Raw genomic sequence first — 16,303 nt, 5'->3', positions numbered from 1 at the left:
CGATACGACCCCACCCACCCGGACACCCGAACCCGCTGCCCCCCAATGCTTGACGTGCAGCAATACCCAACTGGGGATCGCCAGAGACCTCAAGCCGCCATGCGGGTTCCGGACTGCCGAAAAGTCAACCGATATGGCGCAGTCGTGGGGGGTACCAGGGCTGGTTCGATGGATCGGAACCCATTGGCGGGCATGGCCGTAGCGGGTCTCCTCGCCCAAGCCCAATGCTCGATTCTCGGCGCTGAAGGTGGTTCGCCACTCGTGACCGGCGAGGATCTGGTCGATCGGGTCGAGCATGTACCCCATCGGCAGAAATTCGTCTATGCGCTCGTCTAGGTGCTGGTGTGGCGTCCCTAAAGACGTGTCATTATCAGCGTTAGATGGCCAGGATTGCATTCGCCAGGCTGACTTCAGTCAGGGCGAGTGAGCGATACCGCGCTGATCGAACCGGCCAGCGCAGCACCTCGGAAGATCAAGCGGGCGAGCGCTTCACGGCCGTCGGCAGCGCGCGCTCATTCCGATGTGCGTGTGTTGTCGGTGACCGGCGGCGATCGTGTCGATTGCGTGGCTGTGAAGCCATGGCGGTCATCGTCCGTTCAAATGAGCGGTGATGCGCGTCAGCAAACGCACGCAGTCCCACAGCTACGGGCTGCGTACCGTGCGCAGACGCGACGAGCGGCGTTGATCCATCCGAGCACCTGCAATTGGGTGCCGGCCGCTAACTCGGCGTCGGCTGACGGCAAGCCTGCCTGATGTCGTCTCTTGCTATTAGCGGTAGCGAGTTTCTGCCGAGCGCTGCCTGCGCCAGCTGCGTGTAGGAGGAAGGGTCCAACGTGGCTCGTTGTGACAGTAGATTGGCCCAGACCATCTGATCGATCGCTTGTATGTCGGCGATGGTGACTTCGATCGGTGATCCGTCGTCCAAATATCCGTCGAGCACACCTCTCTGGTGTCCGCGCGAGATCGAGTCACGATCGAGGGCTGAGAACAGGAAAGCTAGTCGTTCTGCATCGGTGCCTATCACGGCGCGAACGGTGTCGCGTTCTCGACGACTGATCAGTTGCTGGCTGAATCCGAGCGGGCCGTAGATCGAATGCAGTAATCCCGCTTGCACCACGTGTTCGCTGAGTCGCCATCGGGCGAGTGTCGTGGCCACCGCTATCAGGTGTTCCCCGAGGCTGTGCTGATCGGTGGCAGCCGCGTCTCGATGCTTGGAGCGATGGTGGAGGCGGAATGCATCTGCCGCCGCCAAGAATTCCAGAGTGTTGGTGGGCATTTCGTACGCCGTCAGGTCGGGTCGCTCGGCGGTCGCTTCGACGGCCCAGAAGGAGTACACCAACGTGTGCCGAGTCCCGGACTCGACCGGACTCACCTCATGAAATGACTGACCGCTCAACGGAAACGCAACCAGAAGCCGGTCCTGGAAAGGGATATGGGTTTGATCGCCCTCCAGGCCGATTATCAGGGTTCCGCCGGTGAGAGATTCGCCGCCGAGGTGGATGATCGCTCGATGCGTTTCGGTTCCGTTCTGCGGTTGGTCAGTGTGTCGGCCGATGAAGTCGCCGCAGCTGAGCCGGTGGGCCGCCACTTCGGTGTAGGAGGGATCCAGCTGCACGTCGAAGGCGTCTTCGATGAGCTGCCGAAGGTCGGCGATGGTGGACTCGGCGACCGCGATACGCGCCGGCCCGCGTAGCAGGGATCGAAGATTCGGGCACCGGCTGTTGCGGTAGAACCCGCGGTTTTCGTGCACCCATTGTGCTTGTGTGGCAAACCAATTGCCGATCGACGCGGCAGCTTCACTCGTGATGGCATCGGAGCTCACGAGGAAAGGAAAGGGCCGCCTCGCCGTTGTCACCGTGGTGATCACCCTGAGATACCGAGCAACTCGCATCGTGCGCGAGCATAAACGAGTGCTCGATGTCGATGGTGGCGCAGCGCGTCTGCCCCGGCATACGAGTCGTCGGTGCTGTCAGCCCACGCCATGTGTTCGAGGTGCAGAAACCTCCGGCGCCACTGACTCGGAAATTCTGTGCAGTTGAGGCCGTGCGCTCGGGCTGACTCATACACCTGAGCTGCGGTGTCGTGAAATCTGGCAGTAGGGAAATCGGTGAAAGCGGTGGTGTCCAGGAACTTTCCGTAGTTGCGTGAGTGCCAGATCGTCGCCTCCGCGGGTGCACCGAAACTCAGGGAGGTCGCGAATGAGCAGTCCAGGGCGAGGATTTTTGCGGTCCGCATGGCGAGGACGAAGGTTGCGAAGCGTTCCTGTATCGGGTGTCTCGCCGGTTCGAGGAAGCCGAACAGGTCGATGTCGTTGTCGTTCATCATCTCGACCAGGTCGGAAAGCCAACCGGGCTCGAGGAACTCGACGTCGGAATCGACCAGAACCGTGTAGCGGGTGCGCACCTGTGCGAGTAGGAAGTCGATGGTCTGCCCGAGTTGTGCCTGATCTTCAGGCGACGAAACCGGCTCCGGATGTACTCGCGATTGCAGCAGAGTGAGGAGCCGACGCTCCGCCGCGGTCAGCGACAGCTGAACCGCGCCCATTTCCGTCCACAGGGACGCCAGCACCCGAGCCGCGGCCTCGTATTCCTGGTGGCTCGCGGTGATTCGCTCTTCGAGCGGAAACAGCCGAATCCACTGCTGCGCAGAAAGATACGCGCGCCCCTCGGCGTCACAGCCGTTGTCGGCGACCAGGACCGGGCTGCTGCCTGCGGTCGTGTTGCGCAGCGACCCGTAGCCGAGCCGGACGATCGGCCCGAGATCGCGGGCAGCACCCACAATCGTCACCTCGGCCTCGAGGCTGGGGTCGTTCGTCGCCCGTGGCATGCGCGCCTACCCGATCACCCGGGGTTCAGGCAGCAGTACGGGTTCGGTTTTCCCATCGCTGCGGATCATGCCGATCAGCTCGCGCAAGCCGCAACAGCCCGCATCGTGGTGCGGGTTGAGGCGTTCGGACATGAGGTATTCGTGCGGGCAGCCACCGTTGCAGACACTGAACTCCGCGCACTGCGACTTTGCCGACCGTGCGGGTTCATGGCGAGTGAGCGCGGCGGTCAGCGCAGCGCCGCTGCGGATTTCGTCGAAACTGTCGTGCATGACATTTCCCCAGACGTAGGTCTGGTCGGGGAAGAAGAAGTCGCAGTGACACACGTCCCCATTCGGTTCGATGGTGTACATCCCGCCCCAACATGACCCGCTGAGCGTGCAGGGCCCGGCCTGGTGACCGCTCGTCCTCCTGCGCAACGCGTCCAGATCGCGGATGCGAATCGTGCAGTCTCCGTATTCCTTCCATCGCTGATAGAGCCCGATGAGATACCTGCTGCGGCGCTGTGGATCAATGTAGTGGTGGCGAGCTTGCTCGGGCGGCAGTCCAATCTTCGGCACGACGAAGTTGATGCCGAAGTTTGTGATCCCCTCGCCGACAAGGAAATCGAACAGTTTATCCGGCCCGAATGCGTAACCGGCTTCGTCGAGAACGACCGTCACCGCGAAATCCACCTGATGGTCCCGCAGCATCTGCATGCCCTGCGCCGCGCGTTGGTACGTCGGTCGCCCCGCGGCATCGACGCGGTAGCGATCGTGAATCTCCGGTGGTCCGTCGAGGCTGACCCCGACCGTGAACTCGTTCTCCCGCAGGAACTCTGCCCATTCGGCGGTCACCCGCGTTGCATTCGTCATGATCGAGTTCGTCACCCACTGTCCCGGTCGCCGGAACCGATGCTGCAGTGCCATGGCTTTTCTGAAGTAGTCCCGCGGCAACAGGGTCGGTTCGCCACCGTGCCAGCTGAATCGAACCGCGTGGTGGCGTGGCTCGGCCAATGCCACGCAGATGAGCCGCGCGAGCACCTCGAATGACATGGTATTGCCCGAGCCGGGGCGCCAGTCGCCGCAGTAGGTGCAGCGCAGATTGCACGATCGGGTGGCTTTGACGATCAGTCCGATGCTGGTCGCACTCGACACTTCCATCTACGCCAACTCCATCAGGCCCGACAGCGCTTGGTCGCGCTGTTGTCGACCGACCGGTGCCGACGCACGGTTCCGCGCGACGTGACTGATCAATTCGGCTAAGCCGCAACAGGTCGAGCTGTATGCCGGGAAGTGCCGGTGCGCGGTCTTTCGGCTGTGCGGGCACCAGCCACGACAAACTTGGCAGTGCGGGCATGACTCCAGCTGGGCTCGGTCCGCGCGTTCGCGTTGCCGCGCGAGGACCAGCGGCGGCGATTTACGCAGTTCGCCGAAGTCGGACTGAATGATGTTGCCCCACCGATACTCTGGATCGAGCCCGAAATAATCACAATGGTAGACATCGCCATTCGGTTCCACTCGGAACACGATGCCCAGGCAAGCTCCGGCGAACGTGCACGGGTTCGGGCGGTTGCCGCCGAGGGAGGTATCGATGGCCTCGAGTTCACGAATGCTAATGCGGGTCAACGCGCGAGCCGCGCGCGCGTCCCAGAGCCCGATCAGGAACTGTGACATCTGGGCGGGATCGACGTAGTGCAGGCCTGCTTCAGGGGCCGCGTTCGGTGCGGGCATGACGAAGTTCAACGCGACATCGGCAATGCCTTGCTCAACGAGGAAGTCCAGCAGTGCGTCTGGTCCTCGGGCAAGCGTCGGCTGGTCGATGACGAGAATGACCGCGAACGAGGCGCCGTGGTCGCGCAGCAGTGCGATGCCCTGACATACTCGATCGAACGTTCCGCGCCCGGAGCGATCCACTCGGGCGCTGTCGTGGACATCCCGCGGACCGTCCACACTGACGCCGATCGCGAATCCATTGGTGACGAAGAACTCGACCCAGGTGGCATCCAGGAGAGTCGCATTGGTCTGCACGGTGTTGAGGATGCGCTGGCCCGGGAGCCGAAAGCGCCCCTGCAGGTGCAGCGCTCGTTCGTAGAACGAGATCGGCAGGACCGTCGGTTCGCCACCGTGCCAATTGAAGACGACGGTGTCGTGGCGGGGGTCGCTGGTGGCGGCGGCGATCGTCCGGACAAGAACGTCGAATGGCATGATCTGGTCGGGCCCGGTGCGCCAATCGAAGCAGTATTTACAGCGCAGATTGCACAGGCGGGTCGCCTTGACTATCAGACCGGCTGTCGCCAATTGTGTTACCTCGCTGCCGCACGAGCTCTTCGATAGTGGACTGTTCCTCAGGGGAGAACAACGAGTCGCTGTCGCGCATCCCCATTCGCGTGACCGGATCGGCGGCCGCGCGGGCCAGCAACTCGAGGATGCGCTGTTCTTTCGGCGTGAGTGTGGCGTGCAGCTCTTCGAGCTTCGCGGTCAACGAGTCGACGAGCTCGATGTCGGTTGACGAGTGGCCGCTCATTCCGGGAGCACAACCTCACCCCAGTCGCCGATATGTGGGCTGTTCACCCAGGTCGGTCCGGATTCCTTGATGTACATCGCGGATTCTTCCCGCCGCTCTACGATGAAACGCCCGACGATGGACTCGAGCGGCACCTTGAAGCGCACCAGCGGGGGTAGCGGTTCCTCCTCATCGACCGGAACGAGACTCGAGGTCTGCGCCAACATGGCGGCAAGTACCGCTCGTTCTTTCGGCGGTAGCTGATTGCTCCAGTAGTCGAGTTTTTGCGCGAATTCGTTGACGTCCTCGGGGGTGATGTCAATCGGTTCCGACGGATCCACCATGGCGATACTCCTGCCGAAGAGAGTCAAACCCGTATCTCGAAATGATCCACCTCTGGCTCGCCCGGCGCAATGAGAATCGATGGATGGCCGGTCGGTCGAATTCAGCCTCACCCGGCACGGCCTGGCCGCCGTCAAAGCCATCGACCGAATCATCTTGTGGCACCGGAGGTTTGCGTGGCGCTTGCACTGACGGGCCGACTGTCGGACTGTTAGACTCGATGCGTCTCGCGGGCTGGATGGGGGGACGCAGGGTAATGGGCAGAACACATGTGGCGTACGCCTTCGGGCTGGCGGTGATGGTCCTGCCAATCGCAGCCATTGTTTTCCTCCCAGCCTGGACGCTGCACTACTGGCAGGCATGGGCGCTGCTAGCGACGGTCTTCGGAAGCTACAGCGTGGCAATCATCGCGTCCGCCGTGCGTCGTGAGCCGGCACCGCTGCAGCCGCGAAAACCGGAGGGCCCGAGGGTCGAAACACCACGGGTCGAAACACCGCGGATCGAACCACCGGCGAGTCAGCGGATCACCATGATCCTTGCCTCGCTCGGCTTCGTTGCCTTGCTGGTGGTTCCCGGCTTCGACCATCGGTTCGGCTGGTCGTCGGTCCCGCCCTCGATCAGCCTCGCCGCCGACCTCCTCGTCGCCGCCGGCCTGCTGATCACCTACCAGGTACGCCAGGAGATCGTCCGCCACTCCTACGCCACCGACGACGAGCCGCCGGACCGGCGGATGATCTCGACCGGTCCCTACGCCGTAGTCCGCCACCCCACACACGCCGGGACCCTGCTCTACCAGGCCGCGATCCCCGTCGCCCTCGGATCCTGGTGGGGCCTGGTCGTCTTCGCCGTCATCACGCCGCTGACATTGATACGGATCTTCTACGAGGAGAACCTCATACGGCAGATAGTCTCCGACTACTCCGATTACACCCAGCAGGTGAAATACCGTCTACTCCCCCACATCTGGTGATCCCGCGCCAAGCCGTTTCGACACCACGAGCGGCTAGCGACCCGCCGCACCGCGCAGCGCGGCCATGAGTTCGGGTTCATCCGCTCGGCTCGGCGGCCGGCTCGAAGGCCGCGCCACCCAGCTGGGCGGCCAATTGCAATGCACGTTCGGCATATTCGGCTGATTTGTCCCACTGCGCGACCTCGCCGTACCGGTCGGCGAGGATGGCGGAGGCCCACCCTTCCCACGCCGGGTCGTCCAGATCGGCGAAGATCGCGACCGCGGGTCGCCATGTGAGTGATCGCCTCGGCCCCACGTCCGACGCTCAGCGCAGCGGCACCCAGCACGTGTTCGACGAAAGCCAATAGCGGATTCGCAATGACATCAATGGATTTGATGCCGTTGCTGACAGAGGTAGCGAGCGGGTTCGTCATGCGGTGATGCTCCGATCGGACAGGAAACGCGGTGTGCGATCCGATCTTGTGCCCTGTGCTCGAGCAGCCGTTGAGCCACGAATGAACAGCCCTGTGACCGGGCCGTGCGCTACCGATCAGCACGACGGTGGCACAGTGAACCGGGACCGGCCCGAGCGAGGAGGAACCGACGATGAGCGCACGTATCCCCAGCCAGTGGGAGGAGCTCACCGCTGCCGACCCTGCGCATTCGACGTGGTACGTGGAGCGATTCCGAACGTTGGCGGCCGACGGCACCGACATTTTCGGGGAAGCGCGGCTGGTCGACGCAATGCTCGGGCGGGAGAGCCGGGTCCTGGATGCGGGATGCGGTCCGGGACGCGTGGGTGGTTATCTACACCGGGCCGGCCATATCGTAGTCGGCGTCGACGTCGATCCGGTGTTGATCGCCGCGGCGGAGCAGGACTATCCCGGTCCGACCTGGATAGTCGGTGATCTCGCCGAGTTGGACTTGCCGAGCCGTGGGATCGCCGCTGACTTCGATGTCGTCGTGTGCGCGGGCAACGTCATGACCTTCTTGGCGCCATCCACCCGGCACGCGGTACTGGCCGGGTTCGCCCGCCATCTCGCGCCGGCCGGTCGGGTGGTGGTGGGGTTCGGTGCCGATCGCGGTTACGAATTCCCGCAATTCCTGACCGACGCCGAGACCGCCGGACTCACAGTGGATTTGCGCCTTTCGACGTGGGACCTACGCCCCTTCACCGACCAGTCCGATTTCCTCGTGGCAGTGTTCTCCCGCGGGAGTGAATGAGGGACACGGTGAAGTGGTCGGTCGACGGCCGAACCGGGGGTGCGGGCCGTTGTTTTGTCGGCCCGCACCCCCGGTTCTTATGGCATCAGTGCCCGTGACCGCCGGTGAGTTCGCCGACCGTCACGGTTTCCCCGCAGGTGGATGAGGCGAAGTAACCGTCGAGGTTGCCTTGCACGATGGTCTCGAACAGTGGCGTCGACTCGATCGCCAGCGCCTGCACCGACAGTGCGCCGGTCGCTGTCCGGGTCTGCTTGTTGAAGGTGACGTCGATCAGGCCGGGCACGCTGATCTTGAAGTTGGGCGGCGGGCTGGCCGGGATGTCGGTCTGCTTGCCGTTGATCGTCACGTGCGCGCCGGTCAGGCTGCTGGTTGCCGTGGTACCGGAAGCGTCTGCGCGGCAGCTGGATTCGAGCGAATCGGCGACAATGGTGAGCACGCCGCCGGGCAGGTCGATGGACGGATGGACGTGGAAGAGATCGATGCCGAGTTCGGTCAGTTTGGCCTTGGCCCAACTGGCGCCCGTCGTGCCGTCGCCATTCGAGTCCGATTCTCCGCCGCCGACCACGACCAGATCATGGTGGGTGTCGACCAGCGAGGCGTGGGTCGGGCCCTGCGGGTAAGCGGTGGTTCCGATCGGGCCGTGGTTGACGTCGTGGGCGCTCAGGTACCAGCCGAATGCGGTGGACTGATGCTGGATCGTGGCAGCGGCCGGACCGGCGGTGGCGGCGAGAACGCCGGCCGTCGCGGCCAGACCGACGACGGTGGCGCCGACGCGCTTGGTGAAGGAAGCCGTCTTCATCAGTAGTACCTTTCGTAGATCAGTTGATTTGCTGACACATTGCTGGAACGGCTAGAGGTTTGCACGGAATTAACAAATCCGTCAATAGATAAATGCATAAGATCCGATCGATTCTCACGTGCGTCAGATCACACATGCGCCCGGTAACATTCACGTCCACACGGCGATGCAGGGCTCAATCAATGAGCTATCGAATTGACTCATTTCTCGATCAGCCGATTTGGGCGGCCAATAAGTTGGACGTACGACCGAATAAACTGCGCGCAGGCACGCCCATGGTCTGCGATCCAGCACTCCAGAGCAATCCTAGGGAGACGCAGCGCTTCGCATCGAGACCTGCAATCCAGCCATCTCGACACACACTGTTAACCATCTATTCAGTAATAACTAACTAATAGCTATATGTATGGGAGGAATTTGACTAACGCGAGTATTTTCAACCTGCGGCCCGCGCGACCACATCGCCGATGCGGGCCCGGAACGCGGTCGGCGCGAATGTCCCCGCGTGTCGGCTGATCGCGGCCGGGTCATAGCGGGACGGGTCGAAGTCGCGGATCAGGCACGCCATGCCCTCGACAACGGCTGTGTCGTCACCGAACTCGACGTACTCCCCCGTGCGGCCGGGGCGGACGGTGTCCAGCGCGCCACCCGCCGCGACCGCGAGAACCGGTGCGCCACAAGCCATCGCCTCCACCGGAACGATGCCGAAGTCCTCGACTCCCGGCATGAGTACGGCGCGGCAGCGCCGATACATGTCCAGCAGAACGTGGTCGGGCGCGGCGCCCAGGAAGGTGGTCTCCGATCCGGCGATCGTCTCGAGGTACTGCCGGTGTCGGCCGTCGCCGAGCACGACCAACCGGCCGCCGGCGCGCTGCACCGCGCGGATCGCGAGGTCGGCCCGCTTGTACGGTACGAGCCGGCCTGCGAACAGGAAGAAGTCCTCGCGTGGGATCGACGGGTCGGGGGTGAAGCGGTCGATCCGCACCGGCGGATTGACGACAGTGGCGGGCAGGCCCCACCAATCACGCACCCCGTCGGCGACGGCGTGCGAGTTGGCGATCACGTGCGCCAGCCGCGGCGCGGCCCGTAGCTCGGCGCGGCGCGCGAAATGGCCAAGACCCGCCAGCGCCAACTGCCCCGGCTTGCCGCCGGCCTCCTGGGCGCGAAAAGCCCCGTCCCAGGCCCAGCGTGCCGGACTGTGCACGTAGGCGATCACCGGTGCGTCGGTCGCGAAAACGGCCTGTGTGGCGAATGCGTGATGGCTGACGACCACCACGTCGAAGCGTTCGGCCAGTGGCAAGCGGCGCAGTGTGCGAGGCACGAAAGGCAACAGCGGGGCGTGCGCGCCGCCACCGATCGCGGCGTGGGCCCGGCTGAGCCAGCTGTCGTGAATCGAAATGCCCTGTCCCGCAGCATCGTCCGCAGCACCGTCGTGCGCCGGTGCGCCGCGTCGGCCCGATGCGACGGCCGCCACCAGCGAGTCGTGCCCCTCCCGGCTGACGATCGGCGCGAAGACCGCCGCGCCCGGCCAGGTCTTGATGAACTCCGCGACTACCGCTTCGGACCCACCGTATTCGGTGAATCGTTCGTGCACGAGGGCGACCCGTGGCGCTGTCATGGGAACTCCGTTCAGGTCTGCGGTGGCGTGGTGATCTGGCGCGGTGCGGCCGTCGGCCGGATCGCGGGTGCGACCGGTAAGCCCGCTAAAAGTCCGGTGACACTGCCTTGTTCGAGTGCGCGCCGGTAGACGATGGCGGCCTCCCGGCAGGCTTGCACGGTCGCGTCGATGTCGTCGTCGGTGTGTGCGGCCGAGGTGACGAACGACTGCCCGAGCACCCCGCGCGTCAGCAGCTCCTGCAAGAACAGCGTCCGAAATGCTTGTGACGGTTTACCTTCGGGATTCCGGGTCAGGTAGACCAGGCAGGACGGCCGCCCGACCACCTGCAGGTAGTCGGCGATTCCGAGGTCGGCGGCGATCGTGTTCACCGCTTCGGCCAGCCGCCGCCCGGCCCGCTCCATCCGTCCGATCGGATCGGTGCTCGCGTACGCCTGGACCACCGCACGGAACGCGGCCAGCGAGGCGGATTCGGCCCCGTGCGTGGTCGACAACAGGAACACCCGCTCCCGGTCGGTACGTAAGCCGCCCAACTCCATGAACTCGCGTTTACCGGCCAGCGCCGAGATCGGGAACCCGTTGCCCATCGCCTTGCCCCAGCACGACAGGTCCGGGCGCACCCCGTACACCTGCTGCGCGCCACCGGCGGACCACCGGAAGCCGGTGATCATCTCATCGAAGACCAGCAACGCACCGTACCGATCACACAACGCCCGAACCCCTTGCAGATATCCAGGTTCGGGCTCGGCCAGCGCGGTGGCGGCCTCCATGATCACGCATGCCACCGGCACCGCGGCCAGCACCTCCGCGAGTGCGCCGAGATCGTTGTAGGCGAATTTCACCGTGGCGGTGTCGTCGATCCCGCTGTTCATCTCGGTGGTGCCGATGAACCAGTCATCGACGGAGAAGAACGGTTGGTCACACACCGCCACCACCACACGCCCGGTGGCGGCGCGGGCCAACCGGACCGCCGCGGTGGTGGCGTCGGAGCCGTTCTTGGCGAACTTCACCATGTCCGCGCCCGGCACCAAGGACAGGAAGTCTTCGGCGGCAAGCAGTTCCAGCTCGGTGGGCCGGGAGAAGTTCACCCCGTCGGCGATGGCGGCGGTCACTGCCTCGAGCACCGGCCGGTAGCCGTGGCCGAGCGTCACCGACCGCAAACCCATGCCGTACTCGACGTATTCGTTGCCGTCGCAGTCCCAGACGCGGCATCCACTGCCTCGCAGCAGAACCGGTGCCATCGCCTCGGGATACTGATCGGCGCCGCGGGCATAGGTATGCGCGCCGCCGGGTACCAGATCATGCAGGCGAGCCTGAAGCGCGTTGCTGCGCGCGAAGTTACGTTCGTTACTCGGCACGCTCGTGCCCCTCTCACTCAACATCCGCGTTCGGTGAACGCTTTGAGGTAACCGCCCGACTGGCGCAGGTACATCCACGCCCAGAACGCGAGTCCCGACGGACTGGGGCTGGCGACCATCGTCACCTCGCCGCTGAAGCACTTCTCGACGATGTACCGCGCTCTCGACACATGTGGCGTGAACGTCACGACGATGATGTGGTGCCAGCCGAATTGCCGTGCCCTGCGCCCGATCTCCTGCGCTTCGCCCTGCGTCGTCCACGGGTCCGGCACGAAGCAGCTGACCTGGAAGTCGAAGTGGCCGTCGCAGTACTTGTCCATGGCGGGATCGTCCGCACCGGTGGAACGCGAGATCAGCAGTTGCCGCGCATAACCGCGCCGCGCGAGATCCAGGCCGAGGTCGAATCGTTCGTAAGGCGTGCCGCCGAGCACGACGATGGCGTCGGCGGGACGCAGCGGATCCACCTGCGGTCGCACGTATACCGGCCAGCCCAGTGCGACTACCGCGGCGACGACGGCGATCAACGCGCCCGCGCCCACGAGCATTCGCCGATACGTGCGCCACGGACGCCGGGTGTCGGGCGGCGCGACTACCACCGTGTCGTGCATGCCATCACCTCGTCGGTCTGTTCCGGCCCAGCGCCGCGGCGGTGACCGCGCCGGAGGTGGATACCGACAGCCGCCAATACCCACCGTCCGCGTCCTTGAGCACGATCCCGCCGTCGCTACGCTCGGAAAGCCAGGCGCCACTGGCCAGCACGGCCGCCGACACCGCGCCGTCGGCCGCCAGCACCTGGAGGATGTCGGTGTCGGGGCCGCTCGCCTGCGCGACGGTGGTGCCGGCGAACCGGGCCCCCAGCATCCTGTCGCGCCCCAGCACCTGCCAGCCGCCGGGAAAGACCCTCGGATCAATATCTCGATCAGAGCTCGAAATCAGGTTCACAGCAGTACCTTCCGGGCACCCTCGGTAGTCGATGCGCAGCTCGGTCGGCGGCTTGTCCAGGTCGGGGTCGAACTGCACGTTCGCCAGATACGGCTGACGGCAATACAACAGGTCCAGGCAGACGGTCCTGGCCGCGATCTTGCAGTTGACCATCCCGAACTGGGCCGGCCCGCCACGTTCGGCACTGCCGATCGACAACGCCGTATCGGCGCCTTCGAACCAGACGTTGGTGAACCACCAGGCATTGGCGGCGCCGTCGACGAGCACGTGCCGGTCGGTGGTGCGCGGATCGGTGTCGGAGACGAATTCGACGTTGCTCGCGGCCAATCCGGCATTGTGGTCGTTGCCGGTGCCGAGCACGCTGATCCGGTTGTTGGTGAACTTCGACGAGGTCACGTAGTTCTGGATGCACGAGGTCACCAGGCCGTAGCCGAAATTGTTGATGTCGCAGTTCACGAATGCGGTACCACCGGTGTTCTGATCCAGCACGACGCCGCGTTGTTCGACATAGCGCGGGAAGTTGCTGCTGAGGTGATTGCCACGCAGCACCACCGACTCGAAGGAGCACCGGAAACATTGGGACAGCGACACCGCGGTGACGGTTGGATTGGATACGAAGACGCCGACGCGGGCGAAGCGCACTCGCTGCCGGTTGTGCAGCGCGATGAGGGTTCCGCCGCCCGCGTAGTTGATCATGCTGACGTCACCGCCGTCACCGAGAACCGTGGCGTAGTCGGGCAATTCGGGCCAAGCCGTCACCGAATATTGCCCAGCGGGTAGATACAGCACCAGCGGTCCGTCGCCGACCGCCGCAGCCTTCGCGATGGCCGCGGTGTCGTCAGCCTTCCCGTCCCCCACCGCGCCGAAATCACGAACGTTACGGGCGGCAGGGGCGTCGGTCACCCTGGGTGACCGGAACTCCGGACCGGAGTCGGCGGGAGTTGCACAGGCGGCCAACGGCACCGCGGCGGCAAAGCCGAGCGACCCGGCCAGCAGACGACGGCGCTGCACCGCGTCATCGTGCTTACCCTTCGGATCACTGCGCGATGCAGTCACTTTCGCCACCTCGCGATCTGCTGCCACGGCGAGTCGGCCGGTCTGGAGACCGCGATGACGCCGACCATGGCGGAACCGGCGGAGCCGAATGTCGCGAGCGCGCCGCGCACCTGCGCAGCGGTACTGGTGCCGAGTTCGACGACGCCGACGGTCGCGTCGGCTCTGGGCACGATCGACAGCACATCCGCAGCAGCCGTGACCGGCGCTACCTCCACGACCACATAGTCGAAGCCGCTGCGCAGATCCGCCAGAATCACGCCGAATCGCGCGGTGGTGAGGGCATCCGGCGTTTCCGCATCGATCGACCCCATCGGCAGTATCTGAATACCGGTGTCGGGCAACAGCACTACCGCGTCGTTCAACGTGGCCCCGCCGCGCAAAAGCTCGGCGAGCCCAGGACCGGTGTGCGCGAGCAGTTGACTGGAGCTGCCCGAGCCGGTGGTATCGGCGTCGACGAGCACCACCCTGGCGCCCGCGTCGGCGAGCGACCGGGCCAGCCGCACCGCGATGTCGGGCGCCGATCGCGGTGAAAGACTGGTCAGCACAATAGTTCTGGGTCTCTTTCCGGCGCCGGCACCGGTCAGCCGGGCGCGCAGCCGCCGCGTCTCCCCCACCTCTCCGGGCAGGCCGACGTCGAGGATCGCCAGAATGGGCACCCCGGGCGACGCTTCGCCGGTGAGCCGATCCGTACCAGCCAGGACCGCCTCCAGATCGTTGGAGGTACGCAGCCTGCGGTCGGTGCGATCACGCAGGAACGCCGCCGCGAATCCCAGCGCAAGCCCCGCCAGCAGGCCGAGCGCGAGCAACCGGGTGCGCCGAGGCCCCGTGGGCGCGGTCGGCAGCTCGGCCCGGTCCACCACCGCGACGCGAGCGGCGGGCGCGGCACCGAGCTGGGTGGTCTCCAATTCGCCTACCAGACGCCGGAATTGGGCCACCACGGCGTCGGCGAGATCGCGGGCCTCGACGGCGGTGTCACCGGTGACCGCGACCTGGAGTATCGCGGTCGCCGGCGGTGAACTCGCCGAGATCCGGCCGCGCAGCTCGCCCGCGTCCATCCGGAGGCCGCGATCGTCGATGACGCGTTGCGCGACGGTGGCGCTGGTGAGCAGGTCCAGATACGACCGCACTCGTTGCTGGGCGGCCAAACCGCCCTGGTACGAGTCGTTCACCGAGGTCCCCGTCGACATCGACACGTACATGCTGCTCGACGCCTTGTACGTCACGGGAATTGTCCGCGCATACCCCGCCGCCGCCCCCAGGCACACCAGCACCGCGACGGCAATGATGATCCAGCGCCGCCGGACGATTCGCCAGTACTCCATCAAGCCCATTGGCCAGTCCTTTGTGTTACGGGGACAACGGATTCGGCCCGCTCCCACGATTGGTGTGCCGAGGACTGGCCGCGCGCACCGCGGTACCAGCCCACCAGCAGATAGACGAACCACACCAGCACCACGGCCTGGAGGTACTTGCCGAGCATCTCCATGCTGCCGAGAATTCCGCGCTCGAAGATGACCGGTATCTCGATGAGCGCCAGCCCCAGCACGACGAGCGCGATATGGCGCGAGTACAGCGCGCGCGACCAGGCCACCAACAGCAGGAAGGTGAATCCGACTCCCGCCACGATCCCGGGGTATCCACCGAGCAGGTAGCCCTCGCTGATGCCGCCCTCGGCCAGCGATACCGACACCTGCGTCATATCCACCGAGGCGCCCCGGACCTCGGCGGCCCAGGCGGTTCCGGATCGCAACTTCGGCTCGCCGAGCAGTTGCGCGGGAACAAGACTGCGCAGCGCGTTCTCAGCCGCCTGTTCCGGTGACAACCACGAGCCGGGTGGTGTGTAGTACACATCGGTCGCCGCCTCGAGCAGATCGAATCGGCGCAGTACGCTGAGCATCGGCCGGACGCCTGCGGGGTACGCGGAGTCGGTGACGGCGGCATCGGCCTTCGCCTCCCCCGTCGCCTTGAGCGATTGCAGCCAGCCGAAGCCGCCGATGCCCATGATCGAGACCAGCAGAATGGCAACGACTTTCCGACGAGTCCAGCCGCCGAGTGCGAACCGCCCCCCGACCGCCAGCGCGGCGCCCATGATCGGGGTCTTGGATTCGACGGCCATGGTCCACAGCAGCTCGCCGGCCAGCAGCAGGCCGACAGCGAGCGAGGTTGCCCTCGTTCCCGCGAGCCGGACGAAAACGATCAGGCCCACCGCGCCGACCGTGCCCAGCATTGTCACGAATGTCAGGGCCGGGCTGCTGCTTTCGACTTCTCCGGCCTTTCCGGCGGTGCCGGTGGCGAGCATGACCAGCCGGCCGAGCGCGCCGAGGCAGTACAGCACGCACAGGGTCGGCAGGAAATTCGGGTCCTCGGTGATCGCGGCCCCCGGTCGGCGACGGCGTCTCATCCAGAATGCCAGCGCCACAACCAATCCCGCGTACACCCACAATCCGAATACCACGGGCCGCAGCACCATCGCGATGCCGTAGTCGTATCCCAGCGCGGCCAGGCGCGGGTCGGCGACGTTGTCGCCGAAGCGTGGCTCGGGCTGAACCACCAGCAGCACAACAGGTCTGGCGAGGTAGGACATCGCCCAGTACAGCGCCTGCGCGATGAGCAGGACCCTGGCGACGCCGGGGATGACCACCGCGGCGGCGACCATCGTCACCAATGCCCCGGCGATCAGCACCAATTCGGGAACGGCGCCCATCATCGG

General features: G+C 65.3%; 17 protein-coding genes. 3 read left to right on the top strand and 14 right to left on the bottom strand.

Annotated features, from left to right (window positions below; all coding sequences use genetic code 11):
- The first annotated feature begins 168 nt into the window (after nucleotides 1-168).
- A complete protein-coding gene (locus tag DBO33_RS42840; protein WP_159080336.1) occupies nucleotides 169-336 on the top strand; it encodes a hypothetical protein in 168 nt (55 codons plus the stop codon).
- Between the two features lie 382 nt (nucleotides 337-718).
- Here DBO33_RS42840 and DBO33_RS17635 read toward each other — a convergent pair whose 3' ends face one another.
- Genes DBO33_RS17635 through DBO33_RS17610 form a run of 6 tightly spaced genes read right to left on the bottom strand, consistent with a single transcriptional unit; the run spans nucleotide 719 to nucleotide 5,652 of the window.
- Nucleotides 719-1,867, bottom strand: a complete 1,149-nt coding sequence (locus DBO33_RS17635) for a 2OG-Fe(II) oxygenase (protein ID WP_159080335.1) — start codon at nucleotides 1,865-1,867, stop codon at nucleotides 719-721.
- Complete coding sequence (locus DBO33_RS17630) at nucleotides 1,864-2,826, bottom strand: hypothetical protein (RefSeq protein ID WP_107656011.1); 963 nt, start codon at nucleotides 2,824-2,826, stop codon at nucleotides 1,864-1,866. The genes DBO33_RS17635 and DBO33_RS17630 overlap by 4 nt, the downstream gene beginning before the upstream one ends.
- Nucleotides 2,827-2,832: 6 nt before the next feature.
- Nucleotides 2,833-3,966, bottom strand: a complete 1,134-nt coding sequence (locus DBO33_RS17625; RefSeq protein ID WP_107656010.1) for a radical SAM/SPASM domain-containing protein — start codon at nucleotides 3,964-3,966, stop codon at nucleotides 2,833-2,835.
- The gene (locus tag DBO33_RS17620) at nucleotides 3,967-5,103 is read right to left on the bottom strand and encodes a radical SAM/SPASM domain-containing protein (RefSeq protein WP_107656009.1); all 1,137 of its coding nucleotides are present in this window, start codon (nucleotides 5,101-5,103) and stop codon (nucleotides 3,967-3,969) included.
- The gene (locus DBO33_RS17615; RefSeq protein WP_107656008.1) at nucleotides 5,048-5,329 is read right to left on the bottom strand and encodes a helix-turn-helix domain-containing protein; all 282 of its coding nucleotides are present in this window, start codon (nucleotides 5,327-5,329) and stop codon (nucleotides 5,048-5,050) included. The genes DBO33_RS17620 and DBO33_RS17615 overlap by 56 nt, the downstream gene beginning before the upstream one ends.
- Entirely contained in the window at nucleotides 5,326-5,652 is a 327-nt protein-coding gene (locus DBO33_RS17610; RefSeq protein WP_107656007.1) for a hypothetical protein, read from the bottom strand. The genes DBO33_RS17615 and DBO33_RS17610 overlap by 4 nt, the downstream gene beginning before the upstream one ends.
- Nucleotides 5,653-5,906: 254 nt before the next feature.
- Between DBO33_RS17610 and DBO33_RS17605 the strand changes: the two genes are divergently transcribed.
- Nucleotides 5,907-6,620, top strand: a complete 714-nt coding sequence (locus tag DBO33_RS17605) for a methyltransferase family protein (protein WP_159080334.1) — start codon at nucleotides 5,907-5,909, stop codon at nucleotides 6,618-6,620.
- A 76-nt stretch (nucleotides 6,621-6,696) separates the two neighbouring features.
- Here DBO33_RS17605 and DBO33_RS17600 read toward each other — a convergent pair whose 3' ends face one another.
- On the bottom strand, nucleotides 6,697-6,915 hold the full coding sequence (locus DBO33_RS17600) for a hypothetical protein (protein ID WP_107656005.1): 219 nt from the start codon (nucleotides 6,913-6,915) through the stop codon (nucleotides 6,697-6,699).
- Between the two features lie 290 nt (nucleotides 6,916-7,205).
- Here DBO33_RS17600 and DBO33_RS17595 point away from each other — a divergent pair, with 290 nt between their 5' ends.
- Nucleotides 7,206-7,823: a class I SAM-dependent methyltransferase gene (locus DBO33_RS17595; protein ID WP_107656004.1), complete on the top strand. Its 618-nt coding sequence runs from the start codon at nucleotides 7,206-7,208 to the stop codon at nucleotides 7,821-7,823.
- Between the two features lie 85 nt (nucleotides 7,824-7,908).
- Here DBO33_RS17595 and DBO33_RS17590 read toward each other — a convergent pair whose 3' ends face one another.
- From DBO33_RS17590 to DBO33_RS17560, 7 genes are all read right to left on the bottom strand, one after another.
- Nucleotides 7,909-8,622, bottom strand: coding sequence for a choice-of-anchor P family protein (locus DBO33_RS17590; RefSeq protein ID WP_107656003.1), 714 nt, complete (start codon nucleotides 8,620-8,622; stop codon nucleotides 7,909-7,911).
- 436 nt (nucleotides 8,623-9,058) lie between these two features.
- The gene (locus tag DBO33_RS17585; protein WP_107656002.1) at nucleotides 9,059-10,240 is read right to left on the bottom strand and encodes a glycosyltransferase; all 1,182 of its coding nucleotides are present in this window, start codon (nucleotides 10,238-10,240) and stop codon (nucleotides 9,059-9,061) included.
- A gap of 11 nt (nucleotides 10,241-10,251) precedes the next feature.
- Nucleotides 10,252-11,595: a glutamate-1-semialdehyde 2,1-aminomutase gene (locus DBO33_RS17580; protein ID WP_407670516.1), complete on the bottom strand. Its 1,344-nt coding sequence runs from the start codon at nucleotides 11,593-11,595 to the stop codon at nucleotides 10,252-10,254.
- A gap of 17 nt (nucleotides 11,596-11,612) precedes the next feature.
- Nucleotides 11,613-12,203 carry a YdcF family protein gene (locus tag DBO33_RS17575; RefSeq protein WP_107656000.1) on the bottom strand — a complete coding sequence of 197 codons (591 nt, stop codon included), beginning with the start codon at nucleotides 12,201-12,203 and terminating at the stop codon, nucleotides 11,613-11,615.
- A 4-nt stretch (nucleotides 12,204-12,207) separates the two neighbouring features.
- Nucleotides 12,208-13,593 (bottom strand): glycoside hydrolase family 55 protein, encoded by a 1,386-nt coding sequence (locus DBO33_RS17570; RefSeq protein WP_234390895.1) that lies wholly within the window; start codon nucleotides 13,591-13,593, stop codon nucleotides 12,208-12,210.
- Nucleotides 13,590-14,924: a polysaccharide biosynthesis tyrosine autokinase gene (locus DBO33_RS17565; RefSeq protein ID WP_107655999.1), complete on the bottom strand. Its 1,335-nt coding sequence runs from the start codon at nucleotides 14,922-14,924 to the stop codon at nucleotides 13,590-13,592. The genes DBO33_RS17570 and DBO33_RS17565 overlap by 4 nt, the downstream gene beginning before the upstream one ends.
- Nucleotides 14,915-16,300 carry a hypothetical protein gene (locus DBO33_RS17560; RefSeq protein WP_107655998.1) on the bottom strand — a complete coding sequence of 462 codons (1,386 nt, stop codon included), beginning with the start codon at nucleotides 16,298-16,300 and terminating at the stop codon, nucleotides 14,915-14,917. Before DBO33_RS17560 ends, DBO33_RS17565 begins: the two co-directional genes overlap by 10 nt.
- Nucleotides 16,301-16,303 lie beyond the last annotated feature (3 nt).

It is taken from the genome of Nocardia suismassiliense, assembly GCF_900269665.1.
GTDB classification, from domain to species: domain Bacteria; phylum Actinomycetota; class Actinomycetes; order Mycobacteriales; family Mycobacteriaceae; genus Nocardia; species Nocardia suismassiliense.
The sequence above is the reverse complement of the archived record's forward strand: the minus strand, read 5'-3'. Positions and strand labels throughout refer to the sequence as shown.